At 63.9% G+C, this 24,217-nt stretch carries 23 protein-coding genes; 8 read left to right on the forward strand and 15 right to left on the reverse strand.

What is annotated here, in order from left to right:
• The first annotated feature begins 1 nt into the window (after position 1).
• Positions 2 to 1,357, forward strand: a complete 1,356-nt coding sequence (locus tag BMZ70_RS06240; RefSeq protein ID WP_092271322.1) for an extracellular solute-binding protein — start codon at positions 2 to 4, stop codon at positions 1,355 to 1,357.
• Between the two features lie 4 nt (positions 1,358 to 1,361).
• Here BMZ70_RS06240 and BMZ70_RS06245 read toward each other — a convergent pair whose 3' ends face one another.
• The 8 genes from BMZ70_RS06245 to BMZ70_RS06280 form a co-directional block, all read right to left on the reverse strand.
• Positions 1,362 to 2,987, reverse strand: coding sequence for a glycosyltransferase family 39 protein (locus BMZ70_RS06245; RefSeq protein ID WP_092271324.1), 1,626 nt, complete (start codon positions 2,985 to 2,987; stop codon positions 1,362 to 1,364).
• 15 nt (positions 2,988 to 3,002) lie between these two features.
• The gene (locus BMZ70_RS06250) at positions 3,003 to 4,043 is read right to left on the reverse strand and encodes a bifunctional UDP-4-keto-pentose/UDP-xylose synthase (protein ID WP_092271326.1); all 1,041 of its coding nucleotides are present in this window, start codon (positions 4,041 to 4,043) and stop codon (positions 3,003 to 3,005) included.
• A gap of 61 nt (positions 4,044 to 4,104) precedes the next feature.
• A complete protein-coding gene (locus BMZ70_RS06255) occupies positions 4,105 to 5,388 on the reverse strand; it encodes an ATP-binding protein (RefSeq protein ID WP_092271328.1) in 1,284 nt (427 codons plus the stop codon).
• On the reverse strand, positions 5,385 to 6,047 hold the full coding sequence (locus tag BMZ70_RS06260; RefSeq protein WP_092271330.1) for a response regulator: 663 nt from the start codon (positions 6,045 to 6,047) through the stop codon (positions 5,385 to 5,387). The genes BMZ70_RS06255 and BMZ70_RS06260 overlap by 4 nt, the downstream gene beginning before the upstream one ends.
• A gap of 10 nt (positions 6,048 to 6,057) precedes the next feature.
• Positions 6,058 to 8,019, reverse strand: coding sequence for an LTA synthase family protein (locus BMZ70_RS06265; protein WP_229205313.1), 1,962 nt, complete (start codon positions 8,017 to 8,019; stop codon positions 6,058 to 6,060).
• Positions 8,020 to 8,027: 8 nt separating this feature from the next.
• Positions 8,028 to 8,861 (reverse strand): hypothetical protein, encoded by an 834-nt coding sequence (locus BMZ70_RS06270; RefSeq protein WP_092271334.1) that lies wholly within the window; start codon positions 8,859 to 8,861, stop codon positions 8,028 to 8,030.
• A 37-nt stretch (positions 8,862 to 8,898) separates the two neighbouring features.
• Entirely contained in the window at positions 8,899 to 9,600 is a 702-nt protein-coding gene (locus BMZ70_RS06275) for a hypothetical protein (protein WP_092271336.1), read from the reverse strand.
• Positions 9,597 to 10,766 carry a sialidase family protein gene (locus BMZ70_RS06280; RefSeq protein WP_092271338.1) on the reverse strand — a complete coding sequence of 390 codons (1,170 nt, stop codon included), beginning with the start codon at positions 10,764 to 10,766 and terminating at the stop codon, positions 9,597 to 9,599. The genes BMZ70_RS06275 and BMZ70_RS06280 overlap by 4 nt, the downstream gene beginning before the upstream one ends.
• A 183-nt stretch (positions 10,767 to 10,949) precedes the next feature.
• Between BMZ70_RS06280 and BMZ70_RS06285 the strand changes: the two genes are divergently transcribed.
• Both BMZ70_RS06285 and BMZ70_RS28745 read left to right on the forward strand, forming a co-directional pair.
• The gene (locus BMZ70_RS06285) at positions 10,950 to 11,153 is read left to right on the forward strand and encodes a type II toxin-antitoxin system VapB family antitoxin (protein WP_092271340.1); all 204 of its coding nucleotides are present in this window, start codon (positions 10,950 to 10,952) and stop codon (positions 11,151 to 11,153) included.
• Positions 11,150 to 11,518 (forward strand): type II toxin-antitoxin system VapC family toxin, encoded by a 369-nt coding sequence (locus tag BMZ70_RS28745; protein WP_092271342.1) that lies wholly within the window; start codon positions 11,150 to 11,152, stop codon positions 11,516 to 11,518. The genes BMZ70_RS06285 and BMZ70_RS28745 overlap by 4 nt, the downstream gene beginning before the upstream one ends.
• 3 nt (positions 11,519 to 11,521) lie before the next feature.
• Here BMZ70_RS28745 and BMZ70_RS06295 read toward each other — a convergent pair whose 3' ends face one another.
• Positions 11,522 to 12,301 (reverse strand): IclR family transcriptional regulator domain-containing protein, encoded by a 780-nt coding sequence (locus tag BMZ70_RS06295; RefSeq protein WP_092271344.1) that lies wholly within the window; start codon positions 12,299 to 12,301, stop codon positions 11,522 to 11,524.
• A gap of 132 nt (positions 12,302 to 12,433) precedes the next feature.
• On the opposite strand from BMZ70_RS06295, the gene pcaH reads away from it, so the two are divergent.
• The 4 genes from pcaH to pcaD are packed head-to-tail and all read left to right on the forward strand — an operon-like array spanning position 12,434 to position 16,110.
• Complete coding sequence (gene pcaH, locus BMZ70_RS06300; RefSeq protein WP_092271346.1) at positions 12,434 to 13,126, forward strand: protocatechuate 3,4-dioxygenase subunit beta; 693 nt, start codon at positions 12,434 to 12,436, stop codon at positions 13,124 to 13,126.
• A gap of 10 nt (positions 13,127 to 13,136) precedes the next feature.
• Complete coding sequence (locus BMZ70_RS06305) at positions 13,137 to 13,637, forward strand: peptidase associated/transthyretin-like domain-containing protein (protein ID WP_092271348.1); 501 nt, start codon at positions 13,137 to 13,139, stop codon at positions 13,635 to 13,637.
• Positions 13,638 to 13,639: 2 nt separating this feature from the next.
• Positions 13,640 to 14,851 (forward strand): 3-carboxy-cis,cis-muconate cycloisomerase, encoded by a 1,212-nt coding sequence (gene pcaB / locus BMZ70_RS06310; RefSeq protein ID WP_092271350.1) that lies wholly within the window; start codon positions 13,640 to 13,642, stop codon positions 14,849 to 14,851.
• Positions 14,848 to 16,110: a bifunctional 4-carboxymuconolactone decarboxylase/3-oxoadipate enol-lactonase PcaCD gene (pcaD, locus tag BMZ70_RS06315; RefSeq protein ID WP_092271352.1), complete on the forward strand. Its 1,263-nt coding sequence runs from the start codon at positions 14,848 to 14,850 to the stop codon at positions 16,108 to 16,110. Before pcaB ends, pcaD begins: the two co-directional genes overlap by 4 nt.
• Here the strand turns inward: pcaD and BMZ70_RS06320 are convergent.
• A complete protein-coding gene (locus tag BMZ70_RS06320; protein WP_092271354.1) occupies positions 16,107 to 17,276 on the reverse strand; it encodes a 4-hydroxybenzoate 3-monooxygenase in 1,170 nt (389 codons plus the stop codon). The genes pcaD and BMZ70_RS06320 overlap by 4 nt on opposite strands.
• 120 nt (positions 17,277 to 17,396) lie before the next feature.
• On the opposite strand from BMZ70_RS06320, the gene BMZ70_RS06325 reads away from it, so the two are divergent.
• On the forward strand, positions 17,397 to 18,257 hold the full coding sequence (locus BMZ70_RS06325; protein ID WP_092271356.1) for a helix-turn-helix domain-containing protein: 861 nt from the start codon (positions 17,397 to 17,399) through the stop codon (positions 18,255 to 18,257).
• Here the strand turns inward: BMZ70_RS06325 and BMZ70_RS06330 are convergent.
• The 5 genes from BMZ70_RS06330 to BMZ70_RS06350 all read right to left on the reverse strand — a co-directional run bounded on the left by BMZ70_RS06330 (position 18,254) and on the right by BMZ70_RS06350 (position 24,214).
• Positions 18,254 to 19,192: a VOC family protein gene (locus BMZ70_RS06330; RefSeq protein WP_092271358.1), complete on the reverse strand. Its 939-nt coding sequence runs from the start codon at positions 19,190 to 19,192 to the stop codon at positions 18,254 to 18,256. The two genes, BMZ70_RS06325 and BMZ70_RS06330, sit on opposite strands and share 4 nt — an antisense overlap.
• A 10-nt stretch (positions 19,193 to 19,202) precedes the next feature.
• The gene (locus BMZ70_RS06335; RefSeq protein ID WP_092271360.1) at positions 19,203 to 21,416 is read right to left on the reverse strand and encodes a TonB-dependent receptor; all 2,214 of its coding nucleotides are present in this window, start codon (positions 21,414 to 21,416) and stop codon (positions 19,203 to 19,205) included.
• Positions 21,417 to 21,603: 187 nt separating this feature from the next.
• Positions 21,604 to 22,761: a Gfo/Idh/MocA family protein gene (locus BMZ70_RS06340; protein ID WP_092271361.1), complete on the reverse strand. Its 1,158-nt coding sequence runs from the start codon at positions 22,759 to 22,761 to the stop codon at positions 21,604 to 21,606.
• A gap of 8 nt (positions 22,762 to 22,769) precedes the next feature.
• Positions 22,770 to 23,828 carry a sugar phosphate isomerase/epimerase family protein gene (locus BMZ70_RS06345; RefSeq protein ID WP_092271363.1) on the reverse strand — a complete coding sequence of 353 codons (1,059 nt, stop codon included), beginning with the start codon at positions 23,826 to 23,828 and terminating at the stop codon, positions 22,770 to 22,772.
• Positions 23,829 to 23,836: 8 nt separating this feature from the next.
• Complete coding sequence (locus BMZ70_RS06350; protein ID WP_092271365.1) at positions 23,837 to 24,214, reverse strand: C-glycoside deglycosidase beta subunit domain-containing protein; 378 nt, start codon at positions 24,212 to 24,214, stop codon at positions 23,837 to 23,839.
• Between the last annotated feature and the right edge of the window lie 3 nt (positions 24,215 to 24,217).

The raw sequence follows: 24,217 nt of genomic DNA on the forward strand, positions 1-24,217 counted from the left end.
CATGAGACTCATTTTAAAAACTGCGGCGTTGGCGCTGCTGCTGGCCTGCAGGCCGGCGGCCGCCGCGCCGGTGGAAATATCGTTCGCGCGCTTCTTCGGTTCGTGCGACGCGGATTACGGCAACGTCACCGATCCTTCGCAAGCAACCGGCGAATGCGGCATCATCACGGCGCTGGTCAACAAGTTCAACGCCCAGCATCGCGGGCAGATCGTGGTGCGCACGCAAGTGGTGGAGCATGGCTCCTACTACAGCCAGCTGGGCGCGCGCATCGTCGGGCGCGACGTGCCGGCGGTGGCCATCCTGCACAGCTCCGCGTTGAACGATTTCGTCAAGCGCGGCCTGATCGCGCCGCTGGACCACGAGTTCCAGGCCATCGGCATCGACAGCGCCGACTTCACGCCGCAGGCAGAAACCGCAGTCACGGTGGACGGCCAGCATTACGCCCTGCCGTTCGATACGCATTCATGGCTGTGGCACATCAACCTGAACCTGATGCGGCGCGCAGGGCTGGTGCGCGCCGACGGCAAACCGGTGCTGCCGAACTCCCCGCAGCAGCTGCTGGAACAGGCGCGCCGCTTCAAGAAAGCCACCGGCAAGCCTTACTTCATCTGGCTGACCACCAACGATCCGGCCTTCTTCCCGCGCACGCTGCTGTCCATGCTGCGCCAGCAGAATGGCTCGCTGTTCCCGAACGACGACTTCCATATCGACCTGCACAGCCCCGCCGTACGCGACGCCGTGCGGGTGCTGAAAACACTGTACGAAGAAGGCCTGACCTCGCGCGGCATGGACTACGGCGTGGCGCTGCAAGGCTTCGCGGCCGGCGAAGGCGCGGTCATGGTGAATGGCACGTGGATCATCGGCGACCTGCTGAAACAGGCCAGGCAGGCGGATAGCGCCACCTACAAAGGCTACACCGCCACGCCGTTCCCGCAGCTGTACGCGAACAGCGCAATGTGGGCCGACAATCACATCATGGTGATGCTGAAAGGCGGCACGGCCGATGCGGGTACGCGCCAGGCGGCGCTGGTGTTCCTCAAGTTTTTGTACGACGAAGGCGGCGTATGGGCGCGCACCGGGCAACTGCCGACGCGGCGTTCCGTGATCGATTCGCCGGCGTTCCGCCAACTGCCGCTGCGCAGCGAGATCGCCACCATCTCGCGCGACGGCGTGGCTCTGCCAATTGAAGTGGCACGCCAGGCCATCGTCGGCAAAACGCTGGGCGACGCGCTGACCGCCACCATCGTCTACGGCGCCGCCGTCGATAAAACGCTGGCACAGGCCGAAACCAGCATCAACCGCATGCTGGCCCGCGATGCGCAGTTCAAGGGAGGCACGGCCGGGGCGGCGCCTTGATCGGCTAGCGCGCGGACACCACGACCACGCGCTCGCTGGTGCCGACGACTTTCATCGGCACCTGGCGTTGCAGCAGGTGCTGGTACATGGTGTGGCGCATGATGGCGTATTGCGGCTGGCGTTTTGCCGCGCGGGCCTGCCAGCGGGTGATGAATTGTTCCAGCGTCGGGATGCCGAGTTCCGGCTGTTGCTGCAGGCCGAAAGTCAGTTCATCGCCGAAGGCCACGGTGGTGACTTTGTGCGCCATATAGAAGGTCATCGACTGTTCGTAGGTGCCGACCATGTACACCGGCGTGGATGGCGTCAGCGCCGGCCGCAGCGCCTTGGCCAGCGCCACGCCGGACTGTTCGCGGCCATGCGGTTCGGTCGCCGCCATCAGCAGCTGTGTCATGATCCAGCCGCTGACCGCCAGCGCGATCACCATGCCGGTGCGATGGCCGCGCCATTCCGCCATCCAGCCTGCGCCTGCACCGAGCAAGGCGACCAGGCTGGCGGTAAGCAGCAAGTGGCGTATATCGTCCAGCCCAGGCATCAGCAAGGCCACGCTCAAGCCGGCCGTTCCGGCCAGCGCCACAATAACTGTCATGCCCAGCGCCGCATTGCTGCTGGCGCGTTCCAGCTGGCGGCCCATCAGCAGCGCCAGCGCCGGGAACACCGGCAGCATGTAGCCCGGCAGCTTGGAGCTCGAATAGCTGAAGAAGGCTAGAATGAAGACGATCCAGATCAGCAGCATGATACCGGACTGGAAGCGGCCCGGCAGACGGCGGCGCGCTGCCACCACGCTGACTGGTATGATGGCGATCCACGGCATGGCGGCGGGAAGCAGCAGCACAAGGAAGTAGTACCACGGGCCTTCGCGGTGATGCTCTTTCAGGAAGAAGCGGTCCCAATGTTCGTGGATGAAGAAAAACGCCGGCTGCTCCGGATTGCGCGCGCCCACCAACAGGAACCACGGCAGGGACACCAGCAGGAACAGCGGCACGCCAGACCCGATATGCAGCCGCCGCCAGATCGCGCGGTCGCCGCTCAGCAGCGCGTACAGCACCAGCACGCCGCCCGGCAGCACGACGCCGATCAGGCCTTTCGCCAGCAGCGACAAGCCCATGCCGGCCCAGCACACCAGCATCCAGCGGCGGCGCTGCGTTTCGGTCGCGCTGCCCTGCTGCGCCAGCAGCAAGGCGCATAGCGACAAGCACATGGTCGCGGCCACGCCAAGATCGAGCGAATTGAATTGCGAAGCGCCGCCCCAGAACAGCATCGAGGCTAGCACCAGCGCCGCATATTCGCCAGCGAGGCCGCCGTACACGCGGCGGCCGGTATAAGCCACCATCAACACGCCGAAGATGCCGCACACGCCATTCCACAAGCGCGCCTGCCACTCGCCGATGCCGAACAGCGCGAACGACAAGGCGCTCATCCACGTGTGCAGCGGCGGCTTTTCAAAGTATTTGATGCCGTTCAGCCGAGTAGTGATCCAGTCGCCGCTGAGCAGCATTTCGCGCGCCATCTCGGCGTAGCGCCCTTCGTCCGGCGGGATCAAGGTGCGCACGTTGAGCACGAACAGCGATGCGACGATGAACAAGCCAGCCAGCAGATACCAGCCGGCCCGGGAGCGCAGGAACGCGAGCATCAGCAGCGCGTGGCGTCAGTTGACCAGCGCTTGTGCGTCAGCCACCTGGCCACGATAGGCGTCGAAGATTTTCTTCAATGCGTCGGCCATCGTGGTGGTCGGCTTCCAGTCCAGCTCTTCGCAGGTGTTGGTGATCTTCGGCACGCGGTTCTTCACGTCCTGATAGCCTTCGCCGTAGTAAGCACCGGAGGTGGTCTCGACAATCTTGACCTGTTTGGCGCTGTCGGCGTACTCGGGATATTTGGCGGCCAGTTCCAGCATCATGCCGGCCAGTTCGCGAATCGAGTAGTTGTTGACCGGGTTGCCGATGTTGTAGATCTTGCCGCTGGCCGCGCCGTCCTTGTTGGCGATGATCTTCACCAGCGCATCGATGCCGTCGTCGATGTCGGTGAAGGCGCGCTTCTGGTGGCCGCCATCCACCAGCGAGATGTTCTCGCCACGGACGATATGACCGAAGAATTGCGTCACCACGCGCGACGAGCCTTCTTTCGGCGTGTGGATCGAGTCCAACCCGGCGCCGATCCAGTTAAATGGACGGAACAGGGTGAAGTTCAGGCCTTCCATGCCGTAGCCCCAGATCACGCGGTCCATCAGCTGCTTGGCGTTGGAGTAGATCCAGCGCGGCTTGTTAATCGGGCCGCAGATCAGTTCCGAGTTCTCAGGGTCGAATTCCTCGTCGTGGCACATGCCGTACACCTCGGAGGTCGACGGGAACACCAGGTGCTTGCCATAGCGCGCAGCGGCGCGCACGATCGGCAGGTTGGCTTCGAAATCCAGTTCGAACACGCGCAGCGGGGCTTTCACGTAAGTCGAGGGGGTCGCGATCGCGACCAAAGGCAGGATCACGTCACACTTTTTGACGTGGTAATCCACCCACTCCTTGTTAATGGTGATGTCGCCTTCAAAGAAATGCATGCGCGGATGCGCCAGCAGATCACCGATACGGTCGGTGCTCATGTCCATGCCGTACACGTGCCAATCGGTGGTTTCCAGGATGCGCTTGGACAGGTGGTGGCCGATAAAGCCGTTCACGCCGAGAATGAGAACTTTTTTCATTTAAGACTACCGCTCGATTTTCAGAAGCGGGAAGTTTGCCTGAAAGAGTATTAACGCAGCATTAAAAAAGTACGGAGACGCTTAATCCGCGCCCTTCCAGCCCGTCAGACAGTACGATTTCGGCCTGATGGTGGTCGGCGATGTTGCGCACGATGGACAGCCCAAGGCCTGCGCCCCAGGCCTGCTGGCCGTCCGGCCGGAAGAAGCGGTCGAACAGGCGGCTCCGGTATTCAAGCGGCACGCCGGGGCCGTTGTCGCGCACCCGCAGCAGCGCGCGCCCATCTTCGCGGCAGGCCTGCAGGTCGACCCGGCCGCCCTCCTGCGTGTAGCGAAGCGCGTTGTCGACCAGGTTATTCAGCAGCACGCGCAAGGCGTCTTCGTCGGCGTCGATCACCAACTGGCACGGCGCCTCGATGCCGAGGTCGATGTTGCGGCTTTCGGCCAGCGTGGAATGATCGGCCACCACGGACTCCAGCAATCGCCCCAGGTCCACCGGCTTGTGCTGCGTTGCGGCCAGCGTGGACTCGTGCCGCGCCAGGCTAAGAAGCTGGCGCACCAGGTGGGTGCTGCGGTCCAGCCGTTCATCCAGCTTGGCCAGCGCCAGCGCGCGCGCCTCGTCGGTCGTCGCGCGTTCGACCAGTTGCAGTTGCAACTTCAACGCGGTCAGCGGCGAACGCAGTTCGTGCGCAGCATCCGCCACGAAGGTGCGCTGCGCGGTCAGCGCTTCGTCAAATTTCTGCATCAGGGAATTGAGCGCCAATACAACCGGCTGCAGCTCAGGCGACAATTCCTGGGTGGACAGCGGCTCCAGCGATGACGCCGAACGCCCTTCCACCGCCTGCGCCAGCCGCTCCAGCGGGCGCAGGGCGCGGCCGACCACCACCACCAGCAACGCGCCCAGTAGCAAAGCAAAAAACACCAGCGGCGTCCCGGAGCGCAGCGCCATCTCCGCCGCCAGCTTGTTGCGGATGGCCAGCGGCTGCGCCACCTGCACATAGCGGGTATGCTGCCGCTCGCCGTATATGCGCCAGTGATGGCCATCGATCTTGGTGGTGGTGAAGCCGCTTACCGCGAGACGTGGCAAGGGACGCAGGCCGTGCGAGGTGTGAAGCACCTCCACCCTGCCGCTACTGTCGTCCCAGCGCTGCAGCACAAATTCTTCTTCGGGATCTTCGGCCAGCGGCGACCCGCTCTCCGGCGCGACCGCCAGTTGGCGCAGCTGCAGGTCGGCCAGTTCGTTGGTTTCCATGCGCAGCGCGCGATAGAGCAAAGCACCGGCGCCCAGCACGCAGACCAGCGTGGCGCCGAGCAGGCCAATCAGCAGCTGGCGGCGGATGGTTTTCACGGCGCCGCCGCGATCTTGTAGCCGACGCCGCGCACGTTCTTGATGAAGTCCGAGCCAAACTTCTTGCGCAGGTGATGCACGTAGACGTCGACGGTGTTGCTCTCTACTTCGGCATTCCAGCCGTACAGCTTTTCTTCCAGCTGCGCCTTGGAGACCACGCTGCCCGGATTGTCCAGCAGCACGCGCAGTACGGAAAATTCGCGCGCCGACAGCTTGACCGGCTGGCCGTCGAGCGTGGCTTCGTGGCTGGCCAGATCCAGCCGCAGGTTGCCATGCACGATAACGGACTGGGTGCGGCTGACGCGCCGCCGCAGCAGCGCGCGGATGCGCGCCAGCAGTTCATCAAGGTCGAAGGGTTTGACGAGGTAGTCGTCGGCGCCGGCGTCGAGACCTTCGACGCGGGCCGGCGTGCCGTCGCGCGCAGTGATGATCAGCACCGGAAAATCGTCGCCGCGCGCACGGGCGGCGCGCAGCACTTCCATGCCCTGCTTGCCCGGCAAGCCGAGATCGAGCAGCATCAGGTCATACGCGACGCCTGCCAGTGCCAGCTCGACGTCGCCGCCGGTGCGCACCCAGTCGACCGCGTAGCTTTCGCCACGCAGGCCTTCCTCGATACTCTCGCCGATCATCGGATCGTCTTCGACCAGCAGCAAGCGCATCGCGGGCTCCTTACTTCCCGGACGGCGGCAGCTTATAGCGCTGCTCGCGGTACAGCAGCGATGGCAGCACCACGTGCGACATGGCCTTGTCCACCAACTGCGCATCGGGCACGCCGCCGGTGGTCAGCACGCCGGTAGCGGCGTCGTACTGGCCGGCCAGGGGCGCCTGCCCCGGACGCAGGATGGTGGCGGACGAACCTTCCAGCCATGCGAAATAGTTATCGAACTGGATCAGCGCACGGCCCGGCGTGTCGCTGTCGCGCGCCAGATCGCGGCCTATCATCGGGTGCTCGCTCGATACGCCCAGCAGCGACAGCAGCGTCGGCGCCAGGTCGACCTGGCTGGCGATGGTGGTGATGCGCTTCGGCTGCACATCCGCGCCCAGGATCAGGCCCGGAATGTGGAACTTCTTGATCGGCACCAGGCTGTCGCCATACACGCGGTTATCGTGGTCGGCCACGATCAGGAACACGGTGTCCTTCCAGTAGGCCTGCTTTTTCGCCTCGGCGATGAAGCGGCCCAGCGCATAGTCGGCGTACTTGACGGCGTTGTTGACGGTCTGCTTCTCCGCATCGTGCAGCTTGATGCGGCCGTCCGGGAACTGGAACGGCTCGTGGTTGGACGAGGAGAAGATCAGGCTGAAGAACGGCTTGCCGCTGGCGTGCAGGGTCTTCAAACGCTCCAGCGATTTGTCGAACAGGTCCTCATCCGATGCGCCCCAGCTGCCTTCGAACACCGGGTTCATGTCGCGGCGGTCCACCACTTTCTGGAAGCCGTTCCCGGTGAAGAAGCTGCGCATATTGTCGAAGTGCGCCTCGCCGCCGTACACGAATTCAGTGTGGTAGCCCTGCTTGCCCAGGCCTGCGGCCAGCGTGTAGAAGTTTTGCTGCGACAGCGACAGCTTCACCACGCTGCGCGCAGGGGTCGGCGGATAGCCCGCCACCACGGCCTCGATGCCGCGCACCGAACGGGTGCCGGTGGCATACAGCTGTTCAAACCACCAACCGTCCTTCTTCAGTTTTTCCAGCTCCGGCGTGACCGGCAGGCCACCCAACGATTCAACGAAGGTCGCGCCCAGGCTTTCTTCCAGCACGATGACCAGGTTGAGCGGACGCTCGCGTTGGATCGCCGCCACTTGCTTGTGCAGGGTCGGCATGTCGGCGGAGGTGAACTGCTGGTCACGCAGCCACGGTGCGCTCTTGACCACTTCGAATACTTTTTCGCGCGGGTATTTGCCGTAGATTTCGGACGAATTGGCTTCGTGGCTCATGGCGGCCCACGCGTCCAGTACCGACCACGGCGAGTTGATGATCAGGGAGTTGACCATCGCATCGCCGGTCAACGCGAACAGCGCCGGGTTGGCCGGACGGTGCGCCAGCGTCGAACGGATCTGGAACGCCACCAGCAGCACCAACAACGGCCACAGGGCCAGCAGTTTCAGTGGACGCCATGCGACCATGTCGGCCGATGCGGCTTTCAGCAGCTTGAAGATGGTGGCGCCCAGCACGATGGTCAGGCTGACGCCCAGCACCAGCGCGATGCGGAAGCCGTTCCACAAGGTAGACATCACCTCGGCCGGATACGACAGGTATTCGATGAACAGGCGGTTCGGACGCACGTCATACTGCATCACGAACTGCGGCGTGGAGACTTCCATGAAGACGATGAAGATCAGGGCGAATGTGCCCCACACCACCGTGATGTTCTTCCACAGGCCGAACGTCTTGTTATGCGCCAGCAGCGGCGACAACACCAGCGGCACGGCAATCAGGTAGCCGAGCATAATCAAGTCGGCGCGCACGCCTTGCACCAGAATTTGCCCGACGATGCCGGTGGCGGATACCCGCTCCCACTGCCACGCCACCAAGCCGATGCGCGACATTGAGAAGATCACCAGCCCAAGCAGCAGCAGTTGCAGCACGCCGGCGAATGGGCCGGCCCACAGCGTCAGTTTGCCCAGCCGGGCTGCCATACGCTTAATCATTCAGCACCGAAGCCTGGATGGCTGGCGATGTAGGCGCCGGCGCCTGCGCCGGCGCTCAGCATCCAGCCGCACAGGAGAATGAACACGAGGATCATGCAGAACAGCGTGGAGAGGTTGCGGCTGTCGCGCGATTCGCCGAACACCGGTTTTTTACCGTAGTTCACGCCGAAGAAGTATGCCGCAACCACGGTCACCAGATAGTGCATGGCGCCGAACAGTTCACCCAGTTCGCCCTTGCGTGGATGGTCGACCAGCAGGTGCGACAGCGCCACCAGCACGATGTAGATCAGCGATGCCGACAGCGGCGGCAGGTACAGTCCGAACTTCTCGACGAAGTCACGCACGGCCACGCGCTTGCGGGCCAGCAGCGGCAGGATGACGTTGTGGGTCAGGCCGACGACCGCGATCACCTTCAGCAGCACGGCTTTATGCAGGCTGCTTTTGCCCATTGCGAGGTTGTGCAGGTTGGTTTCGCCCTGGCGGTTATTTTGGGCGAAGAACTCCGGCGGCACGATGTGCAGCACGCGCTGGAACCAGCTGATTTCTTCCAGCGCCGCCAGACCGACCAGCGCGCAAAGGCCGGCGAAGGCAAGGAATTGCAGATTGATTTTCGGTTCGCGCTGCCACTGTTCGACGGCCAGGAAGCCCAGCAAACCAGACAGCAAGGCAAAGCACAGGAACTGCATCCACTCGACGATGCCGTCTTCCACCAGCAGGCGCCACTCGGCTGCGTTGTCGTTCGCCCACAGCACGGCCAGGCCCAGAATGAACACATTGATGATGACGCCGGTGGCGACCACCGGATGCACATACCACTTCGTCGATGCCATGTAATTTACTCCCTTGTTTATACTATTTATACCAATTTTATTCGATGCCGTTGGCAACGCGCGCCGCAGCCAGTTCTGGTTCCGGTTCAGGCGTCTCCTGGGCCGGGGCCTTGCGCGCCTGATGGCGGCGTACACCGGCCAGGATCACCGATCCCGCCGCCCATGCCCACACCAGCGGATCGATCAGCGCATCCCACAGATTGCCGGTCGGGAGACGCAGCAGCGAAAACAGCAGCACGCTGGTCATCAACGCCAGGCCGGCGCTGCCGGCAATGCGGAACAGGATGGCGGCGCCGGCGGCGACAGCGGCAACGCAGGTCAATAGCGTGGCGGCGCCGGAATCGAAGCCGCGATAGTACAGTCCCAGTGCCAGCACGCCAAAGGCGTCCAGGTACAGCACCACGCCGGCCACGGTCAGCAGCGCGGCGAAGGCCGGATGCAGCGGGAAGATCACCGGCCGCTCGCGCCAGCGCGCCAGCAGCGCCACCAAGCTGAATCCGGCCAGCAGGCCGCTCGGATACTGGAACACCAGCGTGAGCCAGTAGGCCGGCGAGGCCTCGCCCGGCAGCACCATCACCAACGCCACGGTGGCGATGACGATGGCCTTGGTGCGGTTGGCCAGTTGCGGGAAGACTTTCGGCAGCAGCGTCGGAAGCACCGACAGCAGCATCGCGGCCGCGATCAGGCCCCATGCGATGCGCGCATAGATAATCTGCAGTTCGAGTTCGGGCAAGCTCATTGCGGCTCCTCCGCGTCATGGATTTTCATGCGGTGGTGCGCGATCGCTTGCCGCTGGTGGGTGTACGTGATGTGCAGCTCATCGCCCACCTGGAACATGGCGGGATACGAGAACTCGTCGCCTGGCTTGCCGGCGACGATGTCGGTCAGCGGCTTCCAGGTCTGGCCGTCGGCCGATATCGACAGCGACAGCGTGCTGCGCGCGGTCTTGCGGTTGGTGCCCTGGTTCCCCAGCATCAGCAGGCTGCCGCTATGCAGGCGCAGCACCGCAAGCGAGGTGCCGAGATTGCGGATGGTGGTCGGGCCGAGGTCTTCCCAGGTGGCGCCGCCGTCGTGGCTCACCGCTTGCTGGACCACCGAGTTATCCTTGTGCGCATCGCGCATCCAGGCCCGGACTTCGGTCGGCGAAACCGGTACCAGCGTCGGCTGCAAGGAACGGGTGCGGGCGCCGATGCGGGTCAGGTTCTGTGGGTCGCCGTTGGCGTCGAAGGTCACCAGCATCGGATATTTGTGGCCGATCTCGAAGTACACCGGCAGCCACCAGCCGCCATCGGCCAGGCCGACCGGCGTGGAGCGCACCAGCACACTGGTATTGAACACCGGCGACATCGGCAGCACGCGCCGCACCTTGAAGCTGTGGCCTTCGTCGTGCGACTCCAGCTGCACTACGCGCGAGGCGGCCCAGCCGCCAAGGCCGGTGGCCACCACATAGAGATGCACGGTGCCGTCGGCCGCGGTCCACGCCACCGGGTTGCCGATGCGGCGCACGCCGTGGCCCAGCGCTTCGCCGAGCGAGTCGCGGCTGGCGACCACCCAGTTGTCGCTCCACTGGCCGTTGGACCAGCGTGAGGCGTACACCTTCACATCGGGGCCGCTTTCGCGGCTGCCGGCCCACCAGAAGGAAATCAGGTCGCCTTGCGGCAGCTGCGCCAGCGCGCTGGCATGCGCGGACGGCACGCCTTTCGGCATCGGGATGATGGTGCGGGAAATTTCGGTCAGCGTGACCGGCGATGGCGCGGACGCATCGGCCGTTGCCGGTTTTGCGTGATGCTGCCGCGCGCGCGACCAGCGCCAGCCCTCAGCAGCGGCCACAGTAGCAATAGCAAGAATACAAGCCAACACAGCCAGTTTTGCCGGCTTGTGCATCGGTGGGCGAAAAACTCCCATTCCGTCTCCAAGAGAAATAGTCGTACATCCTCCGGTCGGAAGAAGTCGGTATCCTACAGGAAAATGCGTGTCCGATGTGAAATTGATCCGGATCAAACCCCACGCGATATGGTGCGATGCCGCATACACGCGTGGTTGCGCAGGCCTCCAAGTTGGCACACACTGGATTCTCAGGAGGCGCCCATGAAAATGACTGTGACGATAGACGACGATCTGTACGAAGAGGCCTTGGCAATGGCGGACCCAGCGATGGATAGAGCCGACCTGTTCAGGGAAGCGATCAAAACCTTTATTCGGGTACAGGCTGGCAAGCGCTTGGCGGCTTTAGGCGGCACAGCGCCAGACATGCCGAAGATTCCTCGTCGCCGGCCCGGCCCAGCCCGATGAACGGAGTACTCGTCGACACCTCCGTATGGGTCGCTCATTTCAGGCGCCCCAGTGCAGAGCTTATCGATTTATTAAAGCGCGATCTCGTGCTAACCCATCCACTAATATTGGGCGAGCTGACCTGCGGCACTCCTCCGGCCCCCCGTGCCCAAACCCTTAAAGACATGTCCGTCCTGCAAAAACCACGACAAGCAGCGCTACGAGAAGTCATGTACTTTATCGAGCGCGAGCAATTATATGGATTTGGCTGCGGAATAGTCGATATGGCCTTGCTTTCTTCTACGCTGATTACTCCCGGCGTCAAGCTGTGGGCTTTTGACAAGCGCCTCGCACACTTAGCTAGTCGCTTTCGAGTCCAACACTAGCGCTTAGAGCATGGCGTTCAATTCAACTTGTATTTTCAACAAGGCCGGCAGGCAGCGTTCGGCCATTTGTTCAAGCGTCATGCGGCCGGCGTGGACGCTGATGTTCATGGCGGCCACGACTTCACCACGGAAGTTTTTCAGGGGTACGGCCATCGTGCGCAGGCCCAGTTCCAGCTCCTGGTCGACCAGCGCGTAACCCTGGCTGCGGGCGCGGTGGATGGCCTCGGCCAGGCGTTTTTTGTCGATGATGCTATGCTCGGTGATCGGCTCCAGCTGCACCCGCTCCAGATAGGCATCGAGCTGCGCCGGCGGCAGGCTGGCCAGCAGCATGCGGCCGTTGGCCGTGCACCAGGCCGGCACGCGGGTGCCCGGCTGCAGCGTCACCGACACCAGCTGCCCGGCGCTGACCGCCGCCACGCACACCAGTTGGTCGTGGTCGAGCACGCCGACCGAGGCGGCCTCTCCCTGCGCATAGGCCAGCCGGTACAGCAGCGGCTGCGCCAGACGCGGCAGGCGGGCCGAGTGCAAATAGGATTGCCCCAGCCGCAGCACCATCGGCGTCAGCGAGAACAGCTTGTTTTCATGGCGCATGTAGCCAAGGTGGGTCAGCGTAATTAAATAGCGGCGCGCCGCCGCCCGCGTCAGGCCGGTGCGCGCGGCCACGTCGGCGATGCTCAGGCGGCTGCGCTCCTGGTCGAAGGTGGCAATCACCTGCAGGCCTTTTTCCAGCCCCGCCACCAGGTCGCGCGGTGCGGGCGCTATCGAATCGTCATCGATATCCATAAAAAATAAATCGTCATTTGTGCGATATGCGCACAATTTGTGCGTATAGCGAATATAGCACGACAGCTCCCTCTTGTCCCCCGCCAGCCCGCTTCGTACCATCATCACAGCATTCACTAGAGGAGACTAGCTGTGAAATTCGACGCCATCGCTCCCGGGATCTACCCGGAACTGGTTTATCCACCGTACAAATCGACCACCCATCGCGGCCCGCAACAACCGCTGCTGCGCCTCGACGCGCCGGTGCCGGTGTCGGAAGGCATCGCGCCGAAGTCGCGCATTGTGCTGCCCAACGACGCCGACCTGACCAAGCACGGCGACGGCGAACCGATCGGCGAGAAAATTGTGGTCACCGGCCGCATCGTGGACGAAGACGGCAAACCGGTGCGCAACTCGCTGCTGGAGGTCTGGCAGTGCAACGCCGCCGGCCGCTATCGCCACAAGAAGGACCAGCACGACGCGCCGCTCGATCCGAATTTCAGCGGCTGGGGCAAGATGATGACCGACGACGACGGCCGCTATCGCCTCATCACCATCAAGCCTGGCCCTTACCCTTGGGGTAACCACGACAAGGCATGGCGCCCGGCGCACATCCACTTTTCGTTGTTCGGCAATGTGTACGCGCAGCGCCTGGTGACGCAGATGTACTTCCCGAACGATCCGCTGTTCGCGTACGACCCGATCTTCCAGAGCATTCCCGACGAAGCCGCGCGCCAGCGTTTGATCTCGCGCTTCAGCATCGAAGAAACCGTGAGCGACCAGATGCTGGGCTACGTATTCGATGTCGTCCTGCGCGGACGCGACGCCACCCCATTCGGCATCTGAGGAGACCAGTATGAGCAATATCACCACCTCGCAAACCATCGGTCCGTTCTCGCACGAAGCGTGGAAATGGGCGACTGAACTTAACGCCAGCGCTGGCGCCATCACCATCCAGGGCATCATCTACGACGGCGCCGGTGCGCCGATCAACGACGCGCAGATCGAATCATGGCAGCCTGCCGCCGCCGGCGCTGAAGCTGCGGCCGATATCCCCGGCTTCCGCCGCGTGCCTAGCGGCGAAGATGGCGGCTTCCGCTTCCAGCTGTCCAAGGCTGAACAGGCGGCGGGCGAGCCGGTGGCCTACATCACCGTGTTCGCGCGCGGCCTGGTCAAGCACCAGTTCACCGCCGTGTTCCTGGCCGACGATGCCGGCCTGTCGCAGTCCGCTATACTGGAACAAGTACCGGCCGCCCGCCGCGCTACGCTGCTGGCCGCGCCCCAGCCGGACGGCAGCTACCGCTGGGACATCCACATGCAAGGCGAACGCGAGACCGTGTTCTTCGACTATAAGTAAACATGAGCGTATCAATCTTCGATAGTTTCCTCACCAGCAGCGACATGATCGCGGTGTTCGACGACGCCGCGATCGTGCAAGCCATGCTGCGCTTTGAACAGGCGCTGGCACAGGCCGAGGCCGACGTCGGCCTGCTGCCGCAAGCCACCGCAGACACCATCGCCGCAGCGTGCGACGTGCAGCGCTACGACGTCGACGCGCTGGTGGTCGCCAGCCGCCGTGCCGGCAGCCTGGCGATCCCGCTAGTAAAAGAGCTGACCAAGGCCGTGGCCAGCATGGACGCTGAAGCGGCCCGCAAGGTGCACTTCGGCGGCACCAGCCAGGACGTGATCGACACCGCGATGGTGCTGGCCACGCGCGAAGCCTTACAGTTGCTGGACGACGGCCTGCACGACCTGACCGGCCGCCTGCTGGAACTGGCCGAGCAGCATACCGGCACGCCGGTGCTGGCACGCACGCTGATGCAGCCTGCCCTGATTACCTCGCTGGGCTTCAAGTTCGCTGGCTGGCTGGCGCCGCTGGTGCGCGCCCGCACGCGCCTGCGCGAAGCCAGCGCCCGCGCGTTGCAGCTGCAGCTGGGCGGTGCGGTCGGCACCTTGTCCGTCATTGGCGAGCAAGGGCCGGCGGTGGTCGAACGCATGGCCGCCATCCTCGGCCTGCGCTCGCCGGACGCTGCGTGGCACACCCAGCGCGACGAATGGGTGCGGCTCGGCCTGGAAGTGGCCGTGCTGTCGGGCAGCCTGGGCAAGATCGCGGCGGACCTGAGCCTGATGGCGCAGGGTGAAATCGCCGAACTGGCGGAACCGTCCGGTGAAGGCCGTGGCGGTTCGTCGGCGATGGCGCACAAGCGCAATCCAGTATCGGCCATGATCGCGCTGGCTGCCGCCACGCGCACGCCGCAGCATGGCGCGACGCTGCTGGCGGCAATGGGCCAGCAGCACGAGCGTGGTCTCGGCAACTGGCAGGCCGAATTGGCCGAGTGGCCGTCGCTGTTCCTCAGCGCGCACGGTGCGCTGTATGCGCTAAATGAAGCAATGGCCGGCCTGCACATCGACAGCGACCGCATGCTGCGCAATATCAGCGAATTCAAGGAATTGATTTATCCTGGTTCGGCGCAGGATGCAGCCGCGCTGGCGCGCCCCGCCCAACGTCTCGCCGAACAACAGCTGCGCCAACTGCGCGCGGACATCACCAAACTCTCGACACCAACATGAGCTACGATCCTATCGACCACGATTTCGAGCGCGGGCTGAATAACCGCCGCGCCATCCTTGGCGACGCCTGGGTAGAGCGTTCGCTGAACAACGCCAATACCTTCAACGCCGACTTCCAGAACCTGATCACGCGCTTCGCGTGGAATGAAATCTGGGGCCGTCCGGGGCTGGAGCAAAAGACCCGCCGCGCGATCGTCCTGTCCATCACCATTGCGCTGGGCCGCTGGGAAGAATTCGACCTGCACGTGCGCGCCGCGCTGCTGGGCGAGGACAGCAACCGCCTGACGCCGGACGAACTGAAAGAAGTGCTGATCCAATCGGCCATCTACGCCGGCGTTCCGGCCGCGAACACGGCTTTCACCCATGCGCAAGCGATCCTGCGCGAAGTCGGCCCGCAGATCGGCTACGTACTGGAGCCGCTGGCACCTGCCGCCACTGCGCATCCTGGCATCGGCCGCGAAGGCCGCACTGCCAGCACGCCAGCCCTGCACTACAGCGTACGCGAGCCGCGCAACGGCAAGACGCCGCGCCGCACCGTGGTGCTGAGCCACGCGCTGGGCTGCGACCTGACCATGTGGGACCACCTGGCCAACCTGCTGTCGGAAGACAGCCGCGTGATCGCCTACGACCATCGCGGCCACGGCAGCTCGGACGCGCCGGCCGGTCCGTACGCAATGGCCGACCTGGCCGACGACGCCGCACGCCTGCTGCGCGAGCTGGACTCCGGGCCGGTCACGTGGATAGGTTTGTCGATGGGCGGCATGGTGGGACAGGAACTGGCGTTGCGCCACCCGTCGCTGGTATCGGCGCTGGTGCTGGCGAATACCACTTCTTCATATCCGGCTGCGGCGCAAGCGATGTGGGAACAACGCATCGCCACCGTGCGTGAAGGCGGCATCGCAGCAATTGCGGAAGCGGTGATGGGACGCTACTTCCACGAAGGTTTCCGCGCCCAGCGCGGCGGCACGGTGGAGCGCTTCCGCCGTCGCCTGCTGACCACCGACACCGATGGCTACGTGGCTTGCTGCGCGGCCGTCGGCGGCGTCAATACGACGGATCGCCTGGCCAACATCAACGTACCAGCGCTGGTCATCGCCGGTGAGCTGGATGCCGGCACGCCGCCGGCAATGGCGGAAGAACTGGCCAAACAGCTGCCACGTGCGCAACTGCGGGTGATTCCCGAAGCCTCCCACATCAGCGCCATCGAACAGCCTGCGGCGTTCGCGGCGCTGGTGCTGGCGTTTCTGGCAGACGCTTAAAACGCGCCGACGTAGTTCTCAGCCAGCGCTGTCGCCAGCGCTGGCGAGCTGACGATGTTTTCCAGTTCGGCGCGCTGCATCGCGCGTTCAAACGGCGTGGCGTCGGCAAAGGTGTGCAGCAGCCGGGTCATCGTCCACGAGAAGCATTCCGCGCGCCAGATACGCTTCAATGCCGTTTCGCCATACGACTGCAGCAGCGCCTCGCTACCATTGCGGTAGAACTCCACCAGCCCTGCCGTCAGCACCTTCACATCGCCCACCGCCAGATTCAGCCCCTTGGCGCCGGTCGGCGGCACGATGTGCGCGGCGTCGCCGGCCAGGAACAGGCGCCCTGCCTGCATCGGCGTCGAAACGAAACTGCGCATGCCGATGATCCCCTTCTGGAAGATCTTGCCCTCCTTGAGCTTCCAACCGTCGTGATTCTCAAGACGGCCATGCAGCTCGGCCCAGATGCGGTCGTCCGACCAGTTATCGACGCTATCTTTCGGATCGCACTGGAAGTACAAGCGCTGCACGGTCGGCGAACGAGTGCTGACCAGCGCGAAGCCACGTTCATGCTGGGCATAGATCAGTTCTTCCGACGACGGCGCCGATTCCACCAGGATGCCGAACCAGCCGAACGGATAAATCTTCTGGTAGTCCTGGCGTTTGGCCTGATCCGGCATGGCGGGACGCGACACGCCGTGATAGCCATCGCAGCCAGCGACGAAATCAGCATCGATGCGCACTGCTTCGCCGGCGTGGCGCAGCGTGACATACGGCTTGGTGCTGGTCACATCGTGCAGCGCCACGTCGCTCACTTCAAACAGGATGGTGCCTTGCGCCGCCAGCCGCGCCGCCACCAGATCCTTCAGCACCTCGTGCTGCGGGTAGACGGTGATGGACTTGCCGGTCAGGCCGTGCAGGTCGATGCGATGGCGCTTGCCGCCGAACGCCAGCTCGAAACCGTGGTGCAGCGCGCCTTCCTTGCGCATGCGCTCACCGACGCCGGCGGCGGTCAGCACATCCATCGTGCCCTGTTCCAGCACCCCTGCGCGGATGGTCGCTTCGATATCGGCGCGCGAGCGGGTTTCTACAACGATGGAGGAAATCCCTTGCAGGTGCAGCAAATGGGACAGCAACAGGCCGGCGGGACCGGCGCCAATGATAGCGACTTGGGTGCGCATGTTTTATCTCCGATGTGGTGTAGGTATGACGTCATCGTAGCGGCGTTGGCACGTAAAAAACATGGATGAAAAACGCTAAAACTTGTACTATTTTGACAGACGACACACCGGCTCACGACCATGAACAAGCCCGATATTCCCCAGTTTGCCCTGTACGGCGAGCAGACCCGCCCCGCCACCGCTGAATTTGTACATATTGAACTGATCGAAACGCGCAGCCGGATATACGACTGGCATATCGGCAGCCACACGCATCCCGGCCTGTTTCAGGTACTTTTCCTACTCGGCGGCGAAGTCCGCGCCAGCATCGGCGACGCCGTGTGGCAGCGCAGCGGGCCGGTAGCGATCACCATACACCCATCGGTGGTGCATGGCTTCGATTTTTCGCCGGAGGCGCACGGCTATGTGCTGACGGTGGACCAGAACGTGATCTTCTCGGCCGCGCACGGCCAGGGGGATTTGTATTCGCCGCTGTTTGTGCAGCCGCTGGCGATCGACCTGACAGCGTCGCAACAGCGGCTGGTGGCCTTGCTGGAGAATTTGAGTGCGGAAGCGGCATGGCCGGAATACGGCCACACGTTGATGCTGGAATGGCTGGCGCGCAGCGCCCTGCTGCTGCTGGTGCGCGAACAGGCGGCGCACACGCTGGCCGATCAATCGGGCCGCAGCGACTTTGAACTGTTCAGCCGCTTCCGCGCGGAGGTGGAGCGGCACTACAAGGAACAATGGCAAGTCGGCCAGTACGCCGAAGCGCTGCGCGTGACGCCGACGCGCCTGAACCGCTTGTGCATCAAGCTGTCCGGCCAATCGGCCTTCGACCTGACGCAGGACCGCCTGATGCTGGAAGCCTGCCGCAAGCTGACCTATCTTCCGGCCAGCATTGCGAGCATCGCCTATGAACTAGGCTTCCAGGACCCGGCCTACTTCAGCCGCCTGTTCAAGAAGCGGATGGGCAGGACACCCAAAGACTTCCGACGCTAGCCCTTCGGCGGCGGGCCGCCCGGCGCCCACTTTTCGCGCGACTGGAACAGGAACAGCTGCGAGGCGTCGGCACTCATCGGCGCCTGCCGCGCCACCCACGCCTCGTCATGCAGGTCCATGTCAGCGTCGTACTCCACGTGGCAGCCCAAGGGACTGTTGAAGTACCAGAACCAGTTGGAGCCGAACCTGTGGCGCCCCGGCCCCCAGAACGACTGGTAGCCCTTGTTGACGAAGCGCGTCCCGGCCAGCAGCACTTCGGTCGGCCCGCCCATGTGGAAGGTGAAGTGCTCGCAGCCTTTCATGAAGGGCGGCGTCTGGATCAGGAACAGCGTGTGGTGGTCGTCGGTGCCGGCCGGCTTGAGGAACGGGCCGGCGCCCAGCAGCCGGTCGGTGCAGCGGAAACCCAGGCGGTCGCTGTAGAACGCTTCGGCCTTGGCGGCATCCGGCACAAAGTACACCACGTGCGACAGCGAGCGCGGTTGCGCTGCCGCCGCCTCGTCCACCGCCGGCACGTTGAGCGGACGTCGCAAGCTGGCGCCTGGCGCGTTGACCGCTTCGGCGCGCAGGTCGATGGCCTTGCGTACGGTGAGCTGGAAGCCCAGCACAAAGCCCATGTCGTCCTGCGCTTCGATGCTGCCGTCATCCAGCTTGTGCACTTCGCGGTCACGCTGCAGCTCCGTGGCGATGGCATCCAGCGTGCGCTGGTCGGCCACCCCGTAGATGGTCTTGCGCAGCATGCTGGCCGTGCCCAGCGACGGCGGCAGGCCGGCGCTGTCCTTGTGCGCGATGATGATGGCGGTGCCGTCCAGTGCTTCAAAGCGGCCGCCGTCGACCGTCACGCCCACCGGCGTCAGGCCGTAGTCGGTCAGGTACTGGGCACAGGCGCCGACGTCGTCCACGCCGAATACAAGTGCGTCTGGTCCGATGATGTTCATGCGTGGTTCCTTAGAAGTTGTAGCCTGCACGGATGCCGTAGGTACGTGGGTCGCTGATGAAGAAGGCGCCTGGCACGCGGCTTTGCAGCGTGATTTCGTCCTCGATGTTCTTGACGAACAGCTGCACGTTCCATTTGCCGTCCGCGCTGTCGTAGCCGATCGATGCGTCGGACTTGCGGAACGACGGCTGGCGATAGCGCACGTCAATCGTTGGATCGCTCAGGTAGTACGACGTCGAATGACGGGTCGACAGCGTGGCGGCAATTTCACCGCCGTTCTCCAGCAGGAAGCGGTGCGTGTAGCCCAGCCCAATGGTCGTATTCGGCGCGCGGTCCAGGTCTCGGCCCGAGTAGTTGATGGTGGTGCTTGGGTGGTAGTCCTTGTAGTGCGCATCGGTGAAGGCCGCCGTGGCGCGGAACTCGCCGCCGCTACCGACCTTCAGTTTGCTCTCGATTTCCAGGCCGTTGACCACCGAGTTGGCGGCGTTGCTGGTGAACGAATGGCAGGTGGCCGGGTCGTTGGTGCGGCAGGTGGTGATGGTCAGCTGCTGATTTTTGTAATCGTAGTGGAAGGCGTTGGCCGACACTTGCAGGTGGTTCTCGAAGAAGCGGCCCTTGACGCCGGCCTCGAACGATTTCAAGGTCTCCGGCTGGTACACGCCGGTATCGGCTTCCGCATTGAAGCCGCCGGACTTGTAGCCGGTCGAAACGCTGGCGTACAACATCACGTTCTTCATCAGGTCATGATCGATGCCGACTTTCCAGCTGGTGTTGTTGAAGCTGACGTCCTGCGCATAAGCCTTGCTGCTGGTGGTGGCCGGCGGTATGGCGGCTTCACCGCTCAGCGGATCGTAGCCGGACTTGCGGTCCTTGGTGTAGCGCAAGCCGGTGGTCAGGCGCGTGTCTTCGCGCAGCGAGTACGTAAGCTGGCCGAAGGCCGCCTTCGATTTGTTGTTGATCGAAGCGAGGAACGGCAGGTTGACCACGAACGAGCCGAATGGCGCGGTGATGTAGGTGTTGTATTCCGAGTGGCGGAAGTTGTCTTCGTCGAAGTGGTACACGCCGGCCACCCAGCGCAGCGGACCGGTGCCGGTGGAGTTGAAGCGCAGTTCATTCGATACCGCCTTGCTGTCGCCATTGATCGTATTGGCGAACGGGAAGCCGAAGTAGACGCCGTTGTTCAACTGGTCGGTGTGCATGCGCATCTGCGCCAGCTGGTAAGTCATTTCGGTCGATCCCAGCTTGGTCTTGAATTCGGCACGCAGCGAGTTGGCGAAGTTGTCGCGGTGCTGGTTCAGGTCCTGCTTGAACTCCCAGGCGGCGGTACGCTGTACATCGCTGCCGCGATCCACGTACACAGGATTCAGCAGGTCGTTGCCACGGCCCGGCGCAGTGAACGGCAAGGTACCGGTCGGCGTGCCGGAGAAGAAGTTGGTCAGCGGGACCGGCGACACGCCCGCGCCGCCGATTTCATTGCGCTCGGCAGTCAGCAGCAGGCTGGTGTCGGCGCTGAAGTTACCCAGTAAATGCAGGCGCAGCGACTTGTCGTCCTGGCTTTCCAGCGGAATGTGGTTCGGGCCGGGATTGAGGAAGGTGTCGTGCTTGTTGCCGTTGACGGCGGCACGGAAGGCCCACACATCGCCCAGCGGAATATTCAACACGCCGTCGTAGCGACGGGTGTTGAAGTTACCGAGCTCGATGCCGACTTTTCCTTCCAGCTTGCGGGTCGGCTTGTTGGTGATCAGGTTGATGGCGCCGGCGGTGGCATTACGGCCATACAGCGTGCCTTGCGGGCCGCGCAGCACTTCGATGCGATCGAGGTCGTAGAACGCCACGGCTTGCGCTTCGTAGCGCGGCACATACGCGCCGTCGACGTGGAAGGCCGCCGATGGATCGCCCTTCTCGGTCATGTCGAGGCTCGTCACGCCACGGATCGACACTTGCAGCATGCCGCTTTCCTGGCCGATTTCCACGTTCGGCAAGGTCGCTGCCAAGGCGCGCGGATCAACCGTGCCAGCGTTTTTCAAATCATCGCCGGAAATCACCGACAGCGCCAGCGGCGTCTTGCTGGCAGGTTGCGCGATCTTCTGCGCGGTGATGATGACTTCAGTCAGGCCGCCGTCTTTCTGCGCCTCGCCTTCGGCGGCTACGGCTACCGTGGCAATCGACAGGGAGCCAATGGCGATAAGGGCCTTGGCGATGGAAGTCAGTTGGGGGTTGTGCATTATGGTCTCCTAACATTTTCTGGTTTGTGTAAAAAAATGATAGGCGCTTTCCCGTTTTTTCCTGAAGCTCGTTGTATGGATAGCTAGCATTCGCGCGCCGAATAGCAGGCCCGGACGGCCATGCGTTTCGCAAATAAAAAAGCCCCGCCTGTGGGACAGACGGGGCTAACGACGGGCGCTTTTTCAATCAGGGGAGACTGACCCAGGCGCCGCCGGAGAGAGAAGAATGTTGTACCGTTTCGATGAACTGCACACCGCGCACGCCGTCGGCGATGGTTGGAAATTGTGCTGCGCCGGGATCGCTACCGTCGCGCCGGGCCAACAGATGGCAGGCGATCTCGCTGTACAAGGCGCCGAATGCATCGATATAACCTTCCGGATGCCCGGCGGGCACGCGGCTGGTGCGCGCGCCCGCAGCGTTCATGGCGCCGCTGCCGCGCGTAATGATGCGGGTCGGTTCGCCCAGCGGCGTCCATTTCAGTTCGTTGGGCTGCTCCTGCGCCCATTCGATGCCGCCCGCGCTGCCGACCACGCGGATGCGTAGTTCGTTGGTGCAGCCCACCGCCACCTGGCTCGCCCACAACATGCCGCGCGCGCCGCCCTGGTAGCGCAGCATGACCTGCACATCGTCGTCGATGGCGCGTCCCGGCACGAAGGAGCTCAGTTGCGCCGCCAGCGATTCCAGCCGCAGCCCGGTGATGAAGTCCGCCAGCTGCCACGCGTGCGAGCCGATGTCGCCGATGGCGCCGCCACCGGCCTTGGCGGGATCGGTGCGCCATGCAGCCTGTTTGTGGCCGTCCTGCTCCAGCGGCGCGGCCAGCCAGTCCTGCGCATACTGCACCTGCACCACGCGGATGGTGCCCAATGCGCCTTCCCGCACCATTTGCTGCGCATGGCGCACCAGCGGATAGGCCGAGTAGTTGTGCGTGACGGCGAACAACAGTCCGCGTTCCTCGGCCAGCGCTTGCAGCGCTAGCGCGTCGGCGCTGGTGGTCGTCACCGGCTTATCGCAGATGACGTTGATGCCCGCCTCGAGGAAGGCGCGTGCCACTGGCGAATGCATGTGGTTCGGCGTGACGATGACCACCGCCTCGATGCCATCTTCGCGCGCCGCTTCGGCTTGCGCCATTTGCTTGTAATCGTTGTAGATGCGTTCCGGGTCCAGGCCCAGCGCGCGGCCCGAGCGCTGCGAGGCGTCGGCGCTGGACGATAGCGCACCAGCCAGCAGTTCATAGCGATCATCAAAGCGCGCCGCGTGGCGGTGCACGGCGCCGATGAAGGCGCCCTCGCCGCCGCCCACCATGCCCAGCCGGATGCGGCCGGGGAAAATCTTCGGTTGTTCCATTTACTCTCCTAAGCGATGCCCAGCATGCGCAGGTTGCGCTGCGGGTCGGCCGCGCTGCCGGCAAAATCGTCGAAGGCTTTATCGGTCACGCGGATGATGTGGTCCCGGATGAAGGATACACCCTCGGCCGCGCCCTGCTCCGGGTGCTTCAGGCAGCACTCCCACTCCAGCACCGCCCAGCCTTTGAAGCCATACTGCGCGAACTTGGAGAAGATGGCCTTGAAGTCGACCTGCCCATCCCCGAGCGAGCGGAAACGACCGGCGCGGTCCACCCACGGCTGGTAGCCGGAGTACACACCCTGGCGCGCGTCGGGACGGAACTCGGCATCCTTGACGTGCATGACCTTGATGCGGTCGTGATAGCGATCGATGAAGCCGAGGTAGTCCAGCTGCTGCAGCAGGAAGTGCGACGGATCGTAGGCAATCGACAAACGTGGATGATGGTCGACGCGCTCCAACAGCATTTCAAACGTGGCGCCGTCGAACAGGTCCTCGCCCGGATGCAGCTCGAATGCCAGGTCCACGCCCGCCGCATCGTAAGCGTCGAGAATCGGCAGCCAGCGGCGCGCCAGTTCATCGAAGGCAGATTCGATGAGGCCCGCAGGACGCTGCGGCCACGGATACACAAACGGCCACGCCAGCGAACCGGGGAAGCTGATCGACGCATCCAGCCCGAGGTTGGCGGAAGCCCTGGCAGCCAGCAGCATCTGCTGCACCGCCCACGCCTGCCGCGCCTTGGGATTGCCGCGCAAGGCGGCCGGCGCGAAACCGTCGAAGGCTTCGTCGTAGGCCGGATGCACGGCCACCAGCTGGCCTTGCAGGTGCGTGCTCAGTTCCGTGATCTCGACGCCGTTGCGGCGCGCCACACCTTGCAGCTCGTCGCAATAGGTCTTGCTCTCCGCCGCCAGCGCCAGGTCGAACAGGCGCGCATCGTTGGATGGCACCTGTACACCTTTGTAGCCAAGCTCCCCGGCCCAGCGCGTGATCGCATCCCAGCTGTTGAACGGCGCCGCGTCGCCCGCGAACTGCGCCAGGAAGATAGCCGGTCCCTTGATGGTGGTCGCCATGAGTGTCCTCAGCCTGCGATGTTGGCGGTAACGGTGCAGCTGGTGACCGGGCTCCACGGCAGGTAGGAAATACGCAGTTGCACCGCCGCCGTCACCGTATGCTCGCCGGCCGGCAGGCCGCCCGGTTGCAGCACCGAGATCTCGGCCACTTCACCGAACTCCCAGCGTTCATCGTAAGTGGTTTCCACTTCGTCCAGGGTGCGGGTCACGCCGCGCACCGTGAAGCGCACGTTCTCGCGCGGCACCGGAACACCGTCCACCGTCAGCGCAACGTCTTCCACCGCCGACAGGATCTGGCCGCGATAGTAAGGCAGGCGCGCGCCCAGGCGCCAGCCGCCTTCGATGTTCTCAACGCTGCCCGGATAAATAATGTGTTTGTCGTACATGCT

Origin of the sequence: Duganella sp. CF402 (genome assembly GCF_900109645.1) — a bacterium.
GTDB lineage: Bacteria > Pseudomonadota > Gammaproteobacteria > Burkholderiales > Burkholderiaceae_D > Rugamonas.